Source organism: Streptomyces sp. NPDC049541, from assembly GCF_044465725.1.
Classification (GTDB): domain Bacteria; phylum Actinomycetota; class Actinomycetes; order Streptomycetales; family Streptomycetaceae; genus Streptomyces.
Map to the genome: position 1 here is coordinate 617,689 of NZ_JBITLY010000006.1, position 13,516 is coordinate 631,204.

The window sequence follows — 13,516 nt, forward strand, 5'->3', positions numbered from 1 at the left end:
CGGCGCAGCCGCAAATCCGCGCCCCGAGCGGAGCTCTAACGCTCAGTTGGTCGCATCCCGGTACAGCTCGGCCGCTTCCGCTCCGAACACCACGCTGTACGAGATGTCGTCCGTGAACCCGCCCTTCTCGTGCCCGCCCAGGATCCCGACGACCGCCTTGTCCCCGTTGACCCAGGGACTCCCGCTGGTTCCTCCGGAAAGGCGGGGGCAGTAGATCCGCTGCTGGGTACGGCTGTGCACGGTCGGCCTGTTGGTGCAGCTGACGGGCACTTCACGGGTGTTGGGATACCCGGTGATGGTGACGGCGGTGGCGCCGGTCGCCATACCGGCCACGAAGAGGTTGCCGCCGACGGCGTCCTCGACGCCTTTGCCGCCCTTGTTCTCGACGACGGCGAAGGCGACGTCACTGTCCTCGCGCTGCCCCTTGGCCCACCCGTCGGGCAGGAACACCTTCCGCACCGTCCACACCCCGTACGGTGCCCGCCCGCCCCGGTAGCCCGGCACGAAGACGAGGTTCCCGTCCTTGCTCCCGGCCAGACAGTGGGCCGCGGTGACGATGAGATTGCGGCGCGGGCTGTACACGACGGAGGCGGTGCAGAAGTGCCCGCCCGCGAGCGAGGATCTCCGGCCGGCGTCGAAGAGGGCTCCGACCTTCCTGGACTGCGCGTTGTCCCCCGCGACCACGGTCACACCGAGGGGCCCCGGCCCGTCGTCCGCGTTGGCGAGGGAAGCGGAGGTGAGCGCCGGCACGAGGAGCACGACGGCCGCGCACAGGGGACTGGTGACACGCCTGCTGATGCGTGGAATGCGCTTCATCGGCGCCCACTGTGACCCACGAAGGTGAGAAAAAGGTCTGGCGTTCACTTGGATCTCTCCGTGAACGGTCCTCCCTGCGGCTGCGGATCCCGCGCTGAAGCGCCGTACGCGACACCCACGGGCCGGGGGCACGGACGGGGGAGGATGCCCTGCGACACGGACATGGCTCGCTGCCTCCGTCTCTCCACCGCCTCGGCGTCGCCACCACCGTACGGTGCCCCGGCCGACCCCGCCTCCGCGTCACGCTCCGCGCACGCCGGCGCCGGCTTTCTCTGCCGTGGCTCCACCCTCGTCACACCATCCTCCCTTCACGCTCCGAATCCACACCATCACGTTAGGCCACCGGACTGACATTCGTCCCACCACACGGTCCGGGCGGAGTCCTACCGGGCGTCGTCGGCGCTCCCGCTGTCGCGTGGCTCGACGCGGTCGATCAGCTGCCCGCTCCAGGCCCGCAAAGCCGCTGCCTGCTGGGGTGTGAGCGTGTCGAGGAAGTAGTGGCGGATGTTCCCGGCATGCACGAGGACGGCGTTCTGCACGACGCCGCGCCCCTTGTCGGTCAGCCCGATGCCGGTACGGCGGCCACCGGCGCCGTGCTCGGTCCGCTCCACGAAGCCGCGGTTCTCCATGCGCGTCAGCTGGTGCGAGACGCGGCTCTTCTCCCAGTCGAGCGACTCGGACAGCTCGCCGACGCGCATCTCGCGGCCGGGGGCCTGCCAGAGCGTCACCAGCACGCTGAACTCGGCCTTCGAGATGCCGCAGTCACGCTGCAGACCGCGGTCGAGCTCCCGGACGAGCAGGCGTTGCGCGCGCATCCAGGTGTCCCAGAACTCCCACTCCTCGGGTTCCAGCGTCCGCGTCTGAGCCATGACGGGCAGCATACCGAGCCATGCAGTTGACGCGTCAACTCACCTCTCCCTAGAGTTGACGCGTCAACTCCTTGGGAGGGAACACCATGGCACTACGCATCGGCATCATCCTCGGCAGCACCCGTCCCGGACGCCGGGGCGAGTCGATCGCCTCCTGGGTGCTGGACACGGCACGCGCCCACGGCGGCGCCGACTACGAGCTCGTCGACCTCGCCCAGCACCGCCTCGGCAACCTCGACGAGGGCGGAAATCCGACCCACCAGCGGTACGAGCACCCGCACACCCGCGCCTGGTCCGCGCTGATCGACGACTTCGACGGCTTCGTGTTCCTCGTCCCGGAGTACAACCACTCCTTTCCCGGCGCGCTCAAGAACGCGCTGGACTACGTCTACCGGGAGTGGAACGACAAGGCCGCCGGCATCATCAGCTACGGCGGCTGGGCCGCGGGCGTTCGAGCCGCCGAGGCCCTGCGGCTCGTGCTCGCCGAGCTCCAGGTGGCCACGGTCCGCGCGCAACCCGCCATCGCCCTGCTGCCCGCGTTCGCGACCGGCTCCTTCGTCCCGGCGGAGGGTCTCGCCGACGCGGTCGGCGGCATGCTCGACCAGGTCATCGCCTGGTCCGGCGCGCTGCGCGGCGTGCGCGAGGCCAGGGCGGAGGAGCAGGCAGGCGCCGTGCCCGCCGCAACGACGTGATGCTCAGCCGGTCACCTCGGCCTTGCCCCCGGCCGGTGTGACCGCAAACCACTGCCCGCCCTTGCCCTGGCCGTTCAGCTGCCCGGCCCCCGTGTCCCCCACATACCGGTACAACGGCCAGCCGCCCAGGGTGAGTTGCTTCCTGCCGTTGCGATGGACGGTTCCGAGCAGACTCTTCTCGACTCCGACCGTCTGCACGGAGTCCGAGACGATGACCGGAACCCACGTCTTCACGCACGCACCGGCACACGTCCACCGGGACGGATTCGGCCGGTCCCTGCCATAGCGGTAGAGGGTCGCCCCCTTCCCGTCGGTGACCACACTGCCCCCGCCCTTGACGGCCTCGACCCTCACCATGACGGTCGAGGCCGTCGGCCCGCTCCCGGACGCCCCGCCGCCGACCGGTGCCGAGACCGGCGGAGCCGACGTGGCCGGCCCGACACCGGCAGCGCCCGTACCGGAAGTGCCGCTGTTCATGGAGTCGCACGCCCCCAACAGGAAGGCGCAGACGAGGCCCGCGGCCGAAGCGAGGACGATGCGGTGCTGGATCACAGGGTTGCCCCTCTTCGGGGTCGCCATCCACATGCCCACTCCATACGTCGGACAACTCCCGCCCTCTCAGCCACCGCTGCCACATGACGCAGACTTGACCCCCACCCGGCCCGGGCAGCCACGACCATAGGCCTGAGGCGACACGCGTAAACCTGTCCCCCACCTGTCCGAATACTGTGCGCGAAGTCAAGCCACGCCCAACCCCCCTCCATCGCCCCGTCATTGAGCAGCAATCCGCCAACCCCCTTCAGTAATGCGGAAGTCAGAATTCCGAAACTGCCTTGTTTGTCGCGTACTCAACAAGCGATGGTCTACGCGGGTCGCCGCCCCTGCCGAGGACACCCGGCAGTCCCCCCACCGCAGGCCTCTGCCCACCACTCCCAGGAGGCTGTACGTTGCCTACGTCCACCCCCAACTCCCCCCACATATCCGGCAGATGGCGCCGGGTCGGCTCGGCCGCCGCGGCCACCGCGGCGCTGGTCCTCGCCGGATTCGGCACCGCCGTCCAGGCGAACGCCGCCACCACGGCCACGACGGCCGCCCACAAGGTGAGCACCAAGGCGATCGCCGCCCAGGTCGCCAAGGCGCACGTGCAGTACACGAAGGCCTGTGGCGCCACCCCGAAGAAGGGCTACGCCGCGTGCAACGCCCTGCGCGTCACCGGCGGCACCACCGCCTTCATGGAGAAGCAGGCCGCCCTCAAGGGCGTCGCCCCCAAGACCATCAAGCCGAACGCCGCCCAGGACGACCCGACCGGTTACGGCCCGAGCGACATCCAGTCGGCATACGGCCTCACCGACGCGGCCTCCTCCAACGGCTCCGGCGAGACCGTCGCCATCGTCGACGCCTACGACGACCCGAACGCCGAGGCCGACCTGGCCACGTATCGCGACTACTACGGCCTGAGCTCCTGCACCACGGACAACGGCTGCTTCAAGAAGGTCAGCCAGACCGGCTCCACGACCTCCCTCCCCTCCGCCGACAGCGGCTGGGCCGGTGAGATCTCCCTCGACCTCGACATGGTCAGCGCGACCTGCCCGAACTGCAACATCCTGCTCGTCGAGGCCAAGTCGGCGTCCGACGCCAACCTGGGCACCGCGGTGAACGAGGCCGTCAAGCTCGGCGCCAAGTTCGTCTCCAACAGCTACGGCGGCTCCGAGTCCTCCTCGGACACGACGTACGACTCCTCGTACTACAAGCACCCGGGCGTCGCCATCACCGCCAGCGCCGGCGACAGCGGCTACGGCGCCGAATACCCGGCCGCCTCCAAGTACGTCACCGCAGTGGGCGGCACCAAGCTCTCCACGTCCTCCAACAGCCGCGGCTGGACCGAGAGCGTCTGGAACACCAGCAGCACCGAGGGCACCGGCTCCGGCTGCTCCGCATACGACGCGAAGCCCTCCTGGCAGACCGACACCGGCTGCAGCAAGCGCATGATCGCTGACGTCTCCGCGGTCGCCGACCCCGCCACCGGCGTCTCCGTCTACGACACCTACGGCTCCGACGGCACCGGCTGGAACACCTACGGCGGCACCAGCGCCTCCTCCCCGCTCATCGCCTCGGTCTACGCCCTCGCCGGCACCCCGGGCTCCAGCGACTACCCGGCGCAGTACCCCTACAACGCGGCCGGCACCTCCGCCCTCAACGACGTCACCAGCGGCAGCAACGGCACCTGCTCCACCAGCTACTTCTGCACCGCGAAGTCGGGCTACGACGGCCCGACGGGCTGGGGCACCCCCGAGGGCCTCGGCGCCTTCACGGCGAGCTGACAGCAGTACGCGGCAGGACCACCCCGTCGGGTCACGGGGAGCCGCCCGCACGAGGGAGTACGTGGGGCCTCCCGGGCGGCACGGAAAGGGAAACGGGTCACGGCAGCCGGCCGCGGCCCGTTCTCCCGTACGCCCCGATGTTCGGACGTGACAGCCCGTCGGGCACCATCTCCGGAGAACGTCGACGTCCGATCCACGACGCCCCGGGGGAAGAACGCATGAAGCGCACGCTCGCAGCCCTGCTCACCGTCGCCGCACTCACCGCGCCACTGGCCGGTTGCGGCAGCTCGTCGAAGAACGTCACCGGCACCGTCGTCAGCAAGGACACGGACCACGAGTGCAAGACGAAGAAGAAGGGCTCGAAGCGGACCCGCAGCTGCCACACCGAGTACGAGCTGAATGTCCGCACCAAGAACGGCGACGAGGAAGAGGTAGACGTCAGCTACAGCGCCTACAGCAACTGCGTCGAGGGTTCGAGCTACCCGAAGTGCACCACGCGCTGAAGGAGGCGAGGCCCCGCCCCACCTCCACCAGCGAGGCCGGGCGGAACTGACCCTGCGTCAACGAGCGGGCCGCGGCCGCCAGCCGCGGCCCGTTCGCCGTACCGGATACTCTTCATCCGTTCGCCCGTCACCCGGAGAACATCGGATCGACCCCCCGCCCGACCCACCGTCAGGAACGATTCAGGTCGTAAGAGGGGTCAACGACGGAACCCCACCACAGGTTCCGCTCAGGCCTCATTGCCCGGCGTGACCTGCCGTGATACACAGAGTGACCTAACAGCTATTCGTACGAAACCCGCCATGCAATGACGCCAAGTCGACATACGAAGGCAGCATTGTCGGCGAGAATGAGCCTGACCTCTGCACTCCCGCAGAGGACTGCGGAACTACCCACCAGGGGCGGTGACTTACATGCTCTTTGCGGCCGACAAGGGAGACATCAACACCATCATCGGCGGGATCGCTCCGGACTGGGGCCCCTTCGGCAGCCTGGGCAACGAGGCGAAGGTCATGATCGAGGTGGTGATGGCCGTCGCCATTCTCCTCTGCCTCGGCATCGCCGTCTGGGGCGCCGCCAAGCAGCGCATCGGCGCGACCGCGCTCCGCGACACCTTCAGCGCGGAACAAGGCAAGGGCCTCATCATCGCCGGTCTCACCGGGGTATTCATCATCGGCTCGCTGGGCACGCTCTTCACCATCGTGTACGGCATGGCTGTCTAGATGGCCGTCTAGCAGGCCGTTTACGGCAGGCGTCCGCCAGTCCCCTCCGGGCACGCCCGGTCCCCTCTACCCCCACCCGCCCGTCGTGCCCACCGGCTGAGGTTGCGTTTCCCTGATGTCGAGTCACCACACCGCGCCCGCGCGGGAACCAGCACGGCTACCGTCGTATGTCTACGAGCTGGAGAGGGCGTACACGGCATGAGTCTCGGAGACGAGCACGAGGCCTCCGGCGGTTACGGCGGCACGGGCCAGACCCGGACCCGGCTGCCCGACGGGGCCGGCGACGTCTACGGCGGCGCCCGCCGCGGCGGGCGCTCCTCGTCCCGAAGCCTGATCACGGTGGTGGGCGTGGTGGTCCTGCTGATCGCCGCCATCGCCTTCGCGAACCGTGGAGGCGGCGATTCCTCTTCAGCCGACGGAAGCGGCAGCAAGCCGGACGCGGCGTCCACGGCAGCCAGCGGAACGAAGCCGGTACGGACGTCGGTCGCCGGGATTCCATCGGGGTTCGCGCACGACCAGCAGGGGGCGCAGAGCGCGGCGGCGAACTATGCCACGGTGCTGGTTTCGGCCGACATCCTCAAGCCGACCCGACGGGCCGAGATCGTCCAGCAGGTCTTCGTCACCGACAAGCAGGCGGAGCTCCAGAAAAAGCTCAACAAGGCGTATTCCAGGGACTTCCTGAGAAACATCGGCCTGGACGACAACGGCAACCCGACCGCCGGCTCCACGTACGTCTCGCGCACCGTGCCGATCGGCACCAAGACCACGAGCTACTCGGACGCCACGGCGACCATGGAGGTCTGGTGCACCGGGCTGTACGGCACAGCCGGTGAAAACTCGGCCGACCCAGTGACCAGCGATTGGTTCACCATGACGCTCCAGCTGCGCTGGGCGAACGGCGACTGGAAGGTCGACAGCTTCTCCCAGAAGAGCGGCCCCGCACCCGTCCCCGGGGACAGCAAGGCGTCCACCGCCGACGAGATGTCCAAGGCCGTCGAGGAGTACGGAGGCTTCACCTATGCCCGGTAGCCCGCGCCGCGCACTCACGGTCGCCGCCGCCGTCACAGCCGCACAGACCGCAGCCGTGCTGTTGGCCACCCGTGCTGTCGCCGCACCCTCACCGTCGCCGACGACATCGGACGACAAGTGCGACCTCATCGTTGGCCCCGCCAAGGACTACTGCGAACGCGGCAACGGCGACAAAGGCACCGGCGGTTCCACCTCCCTCGACCCCACCTCCACCCTCGACCCCCTCTCCTCCCTCGCCAAAGGCTGCGCCAAAGCCGCCTCCTGGACCATCGACAAGCTCAGCGACGCCGTAAAAGAAACCGCGAACGTCGACTTCACCAACCAGAAGTTCCTTCAGCAGTACGCAGTCGTCTTCGCGGCGTCCGCCATCCTCACCCTCCTCCTCTGGCTGCTCGCAGTGGCCAAGCGGGCCGTCCGAGGTGTCCCCCTCACGACGGCCATCTCGGAGGCGGTCGGTTTCCTCTGGCTGACGGTCCTGGCCTCGGCGTTCACGCCCCTGATCCTCTACACCGTCGTATCGGCGACCGACGCCGTCACCGACGTCATCGCGAAGGGCACCGGCGACCAGACCGACGCGTTCTTCGGCACGTTCTCCACAGCCCTCAGCAAGGGCAACGACATCGGCGGCGGCCCGATCATGCTGATCATCGTGTCGCTGGTCTCCGTGCTCGCCGCGGGCGTCCTCTACCTGGAGCTGTATCTGCGGGCCGTACTGCTGTACGTCGGCGCCCTGCTCGGCGTCGTCGTCTACGCCGGCCTCGTGGACAAGAACCTGTGGGGCCACGTCCGCCGCTGGGCCGGCATCATGATCGCGGTCATCCTGGTCAAACCCGTGATCGTCATCGTCCTCGGCCTCGCCGGCGCCCTCGCCTCGGGAGGAGGCCCCGACTCCCTCGCCGCCGTCGTCTCCGGCCTCGCCATCATCCTGCTCGCGATCTTCGCCTCCGGGATGATCTACCGCTTCGTCCCCGGCTTCGGCGACGAGATCGCCAACGGCCGCAACAACCGCATCATGGCCGGCGCCGAGGGCAAGGCCGCCGCGGTCATCAGCTCCCCGGCGACCATGGTCGCGCAGGGCATCAAGACGCACAGCGCCCGCGCCAACGACAACGGGGGCGGCGGCCAGTCGTCCCCGAACGGCGGTCCCCGCCCGGCCAACCCGGCCAGCGGCGGCGTAGCCGCCCACAGCACCCGGCCCTCGAACGGAGGCGGCGGCTCCGTCCCCACCGCCGCACCCGCACCCCGTTCGTCGAGCCCGGTGAACACCCCGCACGCCAGCAACACCCGCAACAGCAGTACCAACCGCACGGGAGGTGAAGGGCGTTGACGACCGAGTCCCACCTGTCCCATCCGGTCACGCCCCGCCGTACATATCTCATCGGCCGCGCCCGGCCGAACGCGATCGTCGGCCGGAATCGTGAGTCCGGCGAGATCGCGCTCATCATCGCGGGCGCTTTCCTCGGCATGATGTGCGGGCTCCTCGTCCCCGTCCTCTCCCTGCGCATCGTGCTGCTGATGGGCTTCCCGCTGCTCGCCCTCGCGGCGGTCTACGTGCCGTACAAGCACCGCACGTTCTACAAGTGGTTCGAGATCAACCGCAGCTACAAGCGCACCCTGAAACAGGGCACCCTCTACCGCAGCGGTGTCATCGAGGCCGGTACGCGGCTCGACGGGCGCGAGGTCGAGATCGGCCCGCCCCCCGGCATCGGCCGCATCACCTGGCTGGCCGCCCCCTTCGGCCCGGACGAGATCGCCGTACTGCTCCACGCGGACCGCCGCACGGTGACGGCGGCCATCGAGATCGAGGGCCCGGGCGTCGGCCTGCGCGACTCGGAGGACCAGGAAGCCCTGGTCGACCGCTTCGGCACGCTCCTCAAGCACGTCGCCAACGGTGACGGCTTCGTCACCCGCCTCCAGATGCTCGCCCGCACCCTCCCCGCCGACCCGGACGCCCACGCCAAGGACGTCGCCATCCGCGGGGACGAGAAGTCGCCGGCCTGGCTGCAGCAGTCGTACGACCAACTGCAGTCGATGGTCTCGACGAGCAGCGAGCAGCACCGCGCCTACCTCGTCGCCTGCATGCACTTCACCCGCGAGCTCGCGGCCGAGGCCCATGCGATGGCCCGCGCGGCCCGCCCCCAGAACGGCCGCAAGGTGGACCGGGACGCCGGTCTCGCGGTCGTCATGGCCCGTGAGCTCACCGACATCTGCTCGCGCCTCCAGGAGGCCGACATCCGCGTCCGCCAGCCCCTCGGGCAGGGCAGGCTCGCCTCCCTCATCCACTCCATGTACGACCCGGACCACCCGATCGACCACATCCAGGCGATGACCAAGCGCAACGCCTGGCCGGCCGAACTGGACGCCATGGAGCCGACGTACCTCCAGGCCAAGACCCGGGAGTCCTCCACCCGCGCGCCCTGGTGCCACGCCACGGCCTGGGTGAAGGAGTGGCCGATGACACCCGTCGGCGTCAACTTCCTGGCCCCGCTCCTCGTCCACACCCCGGACGTCATCCGTACGGTCGCCGTCACGATGGATCTCGAACCCACCGAGGTGGCCATCGAACGCATGCTGACCGAGAAGACCAACGACGTGGCCGAGGCCTCCCGGGCCGCCAAGATGAACCGCACGGTCGACCCCCGTGACGTCGCCGCCCACAACCGTCTGGACCAGCGCGGCGAGGACCTGGCGAGCGGGGCGGCAGGCGTCAACCTGGTCGGCTACATCACCGTCTCCTCCCGCTCCCCCGAGGCCCTCGCCCGCGACAAGCGGACCATCCGCGCCTCGGCCGGAAAGTCGTACCTCAAGCTGGAGTGGTGCGACCGGGAACACCACCGCGCCTTCGTGAACACGCTCCCGTTCGCCACCGGCATCCGAAGGTAGGGGCTGAGTTCTGATGCGGGATCCGCTGTCCGTCCTGACCGACGCCTTCACGTCCTTCCTCTTCGGGAAGGTCGAGACGACCCGCCTGCCCGTGCGTACCTCCACGGGCCAGGCCCAGGCGGTCTACCTGCCGACCGCCGCCCCGGGCCTCGGCGACTCGGGCGTGATCATCGGCCGCGAGGTCTACTCCGGCAAGGGCTACATCTACGACCCCTTCCAGCTGTACGGCCAGCAGCTCCCGGCCCCGCACTGGCTGGTCCTCGGCGAGTCCGGCAACGGCAAGTCGGCCCTGGAGAAGACCTACGTCCTACGGCAGCTGCGCTTCCGCGACCGCCAGGTCGTCGTCCTCGACGCCCAGGGCGAGGACGGCGTCGGCGAATGGAACCTGATCGCCGAAGAGCTGGGGATAACACCCATCCGCCTGGACCCGGCGGCGGCCCTGGACCACGGAATCCGCCTCAACCCCCTCGACCCGTCGATCACCACGACCGGCCAGCTCGCCCTGCTCCGGACGATCATCGAGGTCGCGATGGGCCACGGCCTGGACGAACGCTCCGGCTTCGCCCTGAAGGTCGCGCACGCCTACGTCAACGAGACGATCGTCGAACGCCAGCCGGTCCTCACCGACATCGTCGAGCAGCTACGGCACCCCGAACCCGAGTCGGCCGAGGCGATGAACGTCGCCATAGAGGACGTACGGGCCTGGGGCCTGGACGTGGCGCTGGTCCTTGACCGCCTGGTCGACGGTGACCTCCGCGGCATGTTCGACGGCCCGACCACGGTCGGCATCGACCTCGACGCACCCCTCATCGTGTTCGATTTGTCCCACATCGACCGCAACTCCATCGCCATGCCGATCCTGATGGCGATCGTCGGCGTATGGCTGGAACACACCTGGATCCGCCCCGACCGGAAGAAGCGCATCTTCCTGGTCGAGGAGGCCTGGCACATCATCAACAGCCCCTTCGTGGCCCAGCTGTTCCAGCGGCTGCTGAAGTTCGGCCGCCGGCTCGGACTGTCCTTCGTGGCGGTCGTCCACCACCTGTCGGACGTCGTCGACGGCGCGGCGGCCAAGGAAGCCGCGGCCATCCTGAAGATGGCGTCCACCAGGACGATCTACGCCCAGAAAGCCGACGAGGCACGGGCGACGGGCCGCGTCCTCGGCCTCCCCCGCTGGGCGGTGGAGATCATCCCCACCCTCACCCCCGGCATCGCCGTCTGGGACGTCAACGGCAATGTCCAGGTCGTCAAACACCTGGTCACCGAGACGGAACGCCCCCTCGTCTTCACCGACCGCGCCATGACGGAGTCCTCCGCCGAGCGCGACCTGGCCGACGGCGCCCTGCGCGCCGCCGAGCTGGAGGCGGAGGAGCGCGCGGCCGCCTTCGTGGAACAGCACCTGAGCGACTTCGAGGGGCCGTCCGAGTCGACGGTGGCATAGCAGGGGAGGCGGGACGTGGTGAGACCGGACGACCGGCGAAGAGACCCCCGGGACGGGCAGGGCGGCATCCCGGACGGGCTCCTGCTCGGCATACTCGCCTTCCTCCTCGGCATGACCCTGCTGGTGTGGACGGCCACCGGTCTCGCCGGCCTGTTCGCCAAGGGCAGCTGGCCGCACGGCGTCACCTTCACCCGCACCCCTACGGCCATGCGCCACCTCATCGGCCGACCTCACGACATCCCGGGCGCCTGGCCCGACACCCCGGACACCCAGCTCTCCGGCTACGGCCTGTTCTGGGGCCTGTTCATCGGCCAGCTGATGGTGCTGTTCGTACTGACGGTGTTCGCCATGGGCACGTTCGCGCGCTGGCGCGCAGGCCGCCTGAAGCGCCGCACGGCACCACTCGACCGCCCGGCACCCGAGCCGTCACCGACACCGCCCCACTACGAGGTCCCGACGCCGCGGACGGCACCGCCCGAACCACAGCCGACGGAACTCCTCCAGGAACCGGCGTCCATGCCCGAGCCCTCCCCCTCCCCCTCCCTCTTCGCCGACGACCCGGCGACGACGAGCGGGATGGCCGCAGTGGGCAGAGTCACCGGCAGCCGGGAAAGACTCGTCGTAGCGCCCAGGGAAGGCCGCCAGGTGACCGCGACCCAGGCCGTACGCGATGCGGAAGGCCCGGCCCTCGTCATCACCTCCAACCCGGCGATCTGGTCGGACACCAAGGACGCCCGGTCGAAGCTGGGCCCCGTCCTCCTCTACGACCCCGCCCACCTCTGCGACACCCCGGCCCGCCTCCACTGGTCCCCCACCACGGGCTGCGAGGACAAAGAGACGGCCACGGCCAGAGCCGCCGCCCTCCTCGCCCCGATCCGCCCCACGGCCAAACTCGACCAGGCCCTGTCGGCCACCGCCGAAACGCTCCTGCGCAGCTATGTGCACGCCGCCGCGATCGACGGCCGCACCATCCGCCACGTCCACCGCTGGGCCCAGGGCGCCCAGGTCCAGGACGCGGTCCGCATCCTCCGTACGAATCCCAAGGCGGCCCCCGGCTCCGCGGGCGAACTCGAGGCCGCGCTCACCGCACACCCGGAACGCCGGGACATGGCCCAGGAGTTGACCAGCCGAGCCCTCTCCGCGCTCTTCACGGTCAACATCCGCGAGGCCTGCACTCCAAACCGAACAGATGCCCTCACCTTGGATTCCTTCGTCCATGAAGGGGGCACGCTTTATGTGGTGGGGGAATCCATCGAGGACCCCAGAAGCAACCCGGGCGCGATGCCCCTACTGACGGCCCTCGTCTCAAGCGTGGTCGAGCGTGGCCGGCGCATGGCCGAACGGTCATCCTCCGGTCGCCTCGACCCACCACTCACCCTCGTCCTCGACGACGTCGCGGCGGTGGCCCCGCTTCCCCAGCTCCCGGAGCTCCTGGCCACAGGAGCGGACCGGGGCCTGCCGACCCTGGCCCTGCTCCGCTCCCGCGAACAGGGCCGTGCCCGCTGGCCGCACGACGAACTGCCGGTGTAGCCGTCAGCCGGCCTCGTCCCGCACCAGGGCGAACTCCAACTCGGACTCCCCCGGCCTCTCCTCCAACGGCACGGTCACCCCGGTCGGCGCGAACCCGACCTTCCGGTAGAACCGCTGAGCCCGCCCGTTCTCCTCGTGCACGATGAGCCGCACCTGCTCCACGCCCTGCGCCCAGGCCCACTCCAGGCCGGCGTCGAAGAGCACCTCGGTGAGCCCGATCCCCCGGCACTCCGGCCGCACGTAAACCCCTACGACATGCCCCTGCTTCCGCTCCACCGGAAACCCGGCCCAGTCGGTCGACCCGGCCTCCTCGACCAGCACGACCAAGGTTCCGACCCACTCTCCGTCGGGCCCCTCGGCAATGATCTGCTGCGCCCCGGACGCGCCCTCGGCGGCGCCGGCCGCCCGCTCCTGCCAGAAGGAATCCGGGCGCGCGATCGCTTCCTCGTAGGTCTCCATAAAGGCGAGATGCGCTACGGGATCCTGCAGCGAGGCGAGCCGCAACGCCTTCGCCCGGCCCCACTCGTCGGCGCGTATGGAACGGATCTTGTAGTTCATGGAGGCCACGGTAGCCGAAACGCAGAAAACCCCGTACCGGATAACCGGTACGGGGTTTACTCAATAATTGTTCGGCGGCGTCCTACTCTCCCACAGGGTCCCCCCTGCAGTACCATCGGCGCTGTAAGGCTTAGCTTCCGGGTTCGGAATGTAA

At 69.4% G+C, this 13,516-nt stretch carries 13 protein-coding genes and 1 rRNA gene; 9 read left to right on the plus strand and 5 right to left on the minus strand.

The features are described from left to right. Positions 1-42: 42 nt before the first annotated feature. Together ACIBW9_RS25450 and ACIBW9_RS25455 are read right to left on the minus strand one after the other, a co-directional pair. Positions 43-816 carry a trypsin-like peptidase domain-containing protein gene (locus ACIBW9_RS25450; RefSeq protein WP_398958671.1) on the minus strand — a complete coding sequence of 258 codons (774 nt, stop codon included), beginning with the start codon at positions 814-816 and terminating at the stop codon, positions 43-45. A gap of 383 nt (positions 817-1,199) precedes the next feature. After that, positions 1,200-1,685: a MarR family winged helix-turn-helix transcriptional regulator gene (locus tag ACIBW9_RS25455; protein WP_398958673.1), complete on the minus strand. Its 486-nt coding sequence runs from the start codon at positions 1,683-1,685 to the stop codon at positions 1,200-1,202. Between the two features lie 86 nt (positions 1,686-1,771). Between ACIBW9_RS25455 and ACIBW9_RS25460 the strand changes: the two genes are divergently transcribed. Further along, complete coding sequence (locus ACIBW9_RS25460; RefSeq protein WP_398958675.1) at positions 1,772-2,377, plus strand: NADPH-dependent FMN reductase; 606 nt, start codon at positions 1,772-1,774, stop codon at positions 2,375-2,377. Between the two features lie 3 nt (positions 2,378-2,380). On the opposite strand, the gene ACIBW9_RS25465 is transcribed toward ACIBW9_RS25460, so the two are convergent. Continuing rightward, positions 2,381-2,956 carry a hypothetical protein gene (locus ACIBW9_RS25465; RefSeq protein ID WP_398958677.1) on the minus strand — a complete coding sequence of 192 codons (576 nt, stop codon included), beginning with the start codon at positions 2,954-2,956 and terminating at the stop codon, positions 2,381-2,383. 368 nt (positions 2,957-3,324) lie between these two features. Between ACIBW9_RS25465 and ACIBW9_RS25470 the strand changes: the two genes are divergently transcribed. From ACIBW9_RS25470 to ACIBW9_RS25505, 8 genes are all read left to right on the plus strand, one after another. Next, complete coding sequence (locus tag ACIBW9_RS25470) at positions 3,325-4,698, plus strand: peptidase S8 (RefSeq protein WP_398958678.1); 1,374 nt, start codon at positions 3,325-3,327, stop codon at positions 4,696-4,698. A gap of 218 nt (positions 4,699-4,916) precedes the next feature. Then, a complete protein-coding gene (locus ACIBW9_RS25475; RefSeq protein ID WP_398958680.1) occupies positions 4,917-5,201 on the plus strand; it encodes a hypothetical protein in 285 nt (94 codons plus the stop codon). A 411-nt stretch (positions 5,202-5,612) separates the two neighbouring features. Next, positions 5,613-5,921, plus strand: a complete 309-nt coding sequence (locus ACIBW9_RS25480; protein ID WP_014673544.1) for a hypothetical protein — start codon at positions 5,613-5,615, stop codon at positions 5,919-5,921. Positions 5,922-6,119: 198 nt separating this feature from the next. Beyond that, complete coding sequence (locus tag ACIBW9_RS25485; protein ID WP_398958682.1) at positions 6,120-6,950, plus strand: hypothetical protein; 831 nt, start codon at positions 6,120-6,122, stop codon at positions 6,948-6,950. Further along, positions 6,940-8,277 carry a hypothetical protein gene (locus ACIBW9_RS25490; RefSeq protein WP_398958684.1) on the plus strand — a complete coding sequence of 446 codons (1,338 nt, stop codon included), beginning with the start codon at positions 6,940-6,942 and terminating at the stop codon, positions 8,275-8,277. The genes ACIBW9_RS25485 and ACIBW9_RS25490 overlap by 11 nt, the downstream gene beginning before the upstream one ends. After that, on the plus strand, positions 8,274-9,833 hold the full coding sequence (locus tag ACIBW9_RS25495; RefSeq protein WP_398958686.1) for an SCO6880 family protein: 1,560 nt from the start codon (positions 8,274-8,276) through the stop codon (positions 9,831-9,833). Before ACIBW9_RS25490 ends, ACIBW9_RS25495 begins: the two co-directional genes overlap by 4 nt. 13 nt (positions 9,834-9,846) lie before the next feature. Next, entirely contained in the window at positions 9,847-11,274 is a 1,428-nt protein-coding gene (locus tag ACIBW9_RS25500) for an ATP-binding protein (RefSeq protein WP_398958688.1), read from the plus strand. Positions 11,275-11,292: 18 nt separating this feature from the next. After that, positions 11,293-12,804: a type IV secretory system conjugative DNA transfer family protein gene (locus tag ACIBW9_RS25505; protein ID WP_398958729.1), complete on the plus strand. Its 1,512-nt coding sequence runs from the start codon at positions 11,293-11,295 to the stop codon at positions 12,802-12,804. Between the two features lie 3 nt (positions 12,805-12,807). Here ACIBW9_RS25505 and ACIBW9_RS25510 read toward each other — a convergent pair whose 3' ends face one another. Together ACIBW9_RS25510 and rrf are read right to left on the minus strand one after the other, a co-directional pair. Further along, positions 12,808-13,362 carry a GNAT family N-acetyltransferase gene (locus ACIBW9_RS25510; RefSeq protein ID WP_398958690.1) on the minus strand — a complete coding sequence of 185 codons (555 nt, stop codon included), beginning with the start codon at positions 13,360-13,362 and terminating at the stop codon, positions 12,808-12,810. A gap of 69 nt (positions 13,363-13,431) precedes the next feature. Then, positions 13,432-13,516 (minus strand): 5S ribosomal RNA (rrf, locus tag ACIBW9_RS25515); the annotation flags it as partial.

Excerpts from the sequence above, each read along its gene's own strand:
- ACIBW9_RS25450 (WP_398958671.1), bottom strand. The coding sequence starts at position 816 with ATGAAGCGCATTCCACGCATCAGCAGGCGTGTCACCAGTCCCCTGTGC.
- ACIBW9_RS25455 (WP_398958673.1), bottom strand. The coding sequence starts at position 1,685 with ATGGCTCAGACGCGGACGCTGGAACCCGAGGAGTGGGAGTTCTGGGAC.
- ACIBW9_RS25460 (WP_398958675.1), top strand. The coding sequence starts at position 1,772 with ATGGCACTACGCATCGGCATCATCCTCGGCAGCACCCGTCCCGGACGC.
- ACIBW9_RS25465 (WP_398958677.1), bottom strand. The coding sequence starts at position 2,956 with ATGGCGACCCCGAAGAGGGGCAACCCTGTGATCCAGCACCGCATCGTC.
- ACIBW9_RS25475 (WP_398958680.1), top strand. The coding sequence starts at position 4,917 with ATGAAGCGCACGCTCGCAGCCCTGCTCACCGTCGCCGCACTCACCGCG.
- ACIBW9_RS25480 (WP_014673544.1), top strand. The coding sequence starts at position 5,613 with ATGCTCTTTGCGGCCGACAAGGGAGACATCAACACCATCATCGGCGGG.
- ACIBW9_RS25485 (WP_398958682.1), top strand. The coding sequence starts at position 6,120 with ATGAGTCTCGGAGACGAGCACGAGGCCTCCGGCGGTTACGGCGGCACG.
- ACIBW9_RS25490 (WP_398958684.1), top strand. The coding sequence starts at position 6,940 with ATGCCCGGTAGCCCGCGCCGCGCACTCACGGTCGCCGCCGCCGTCACA.
- ACIBW9_RS25500 (WP_398958688.1), top strand. The coding sequence starts at position 9,847 with ATGCGGGATCCGCTGTCCGTCCTGACCGACGCCTTCACGTCCTTCCTC.
- ACIBW9_RS25510 (WP_398958690.1), bottom strand. The coding sequence starts at position 13,362 with ATGAACTACAAGATCCGTTCCATACGCGCCGACGAGTGGGGCCGGGCG.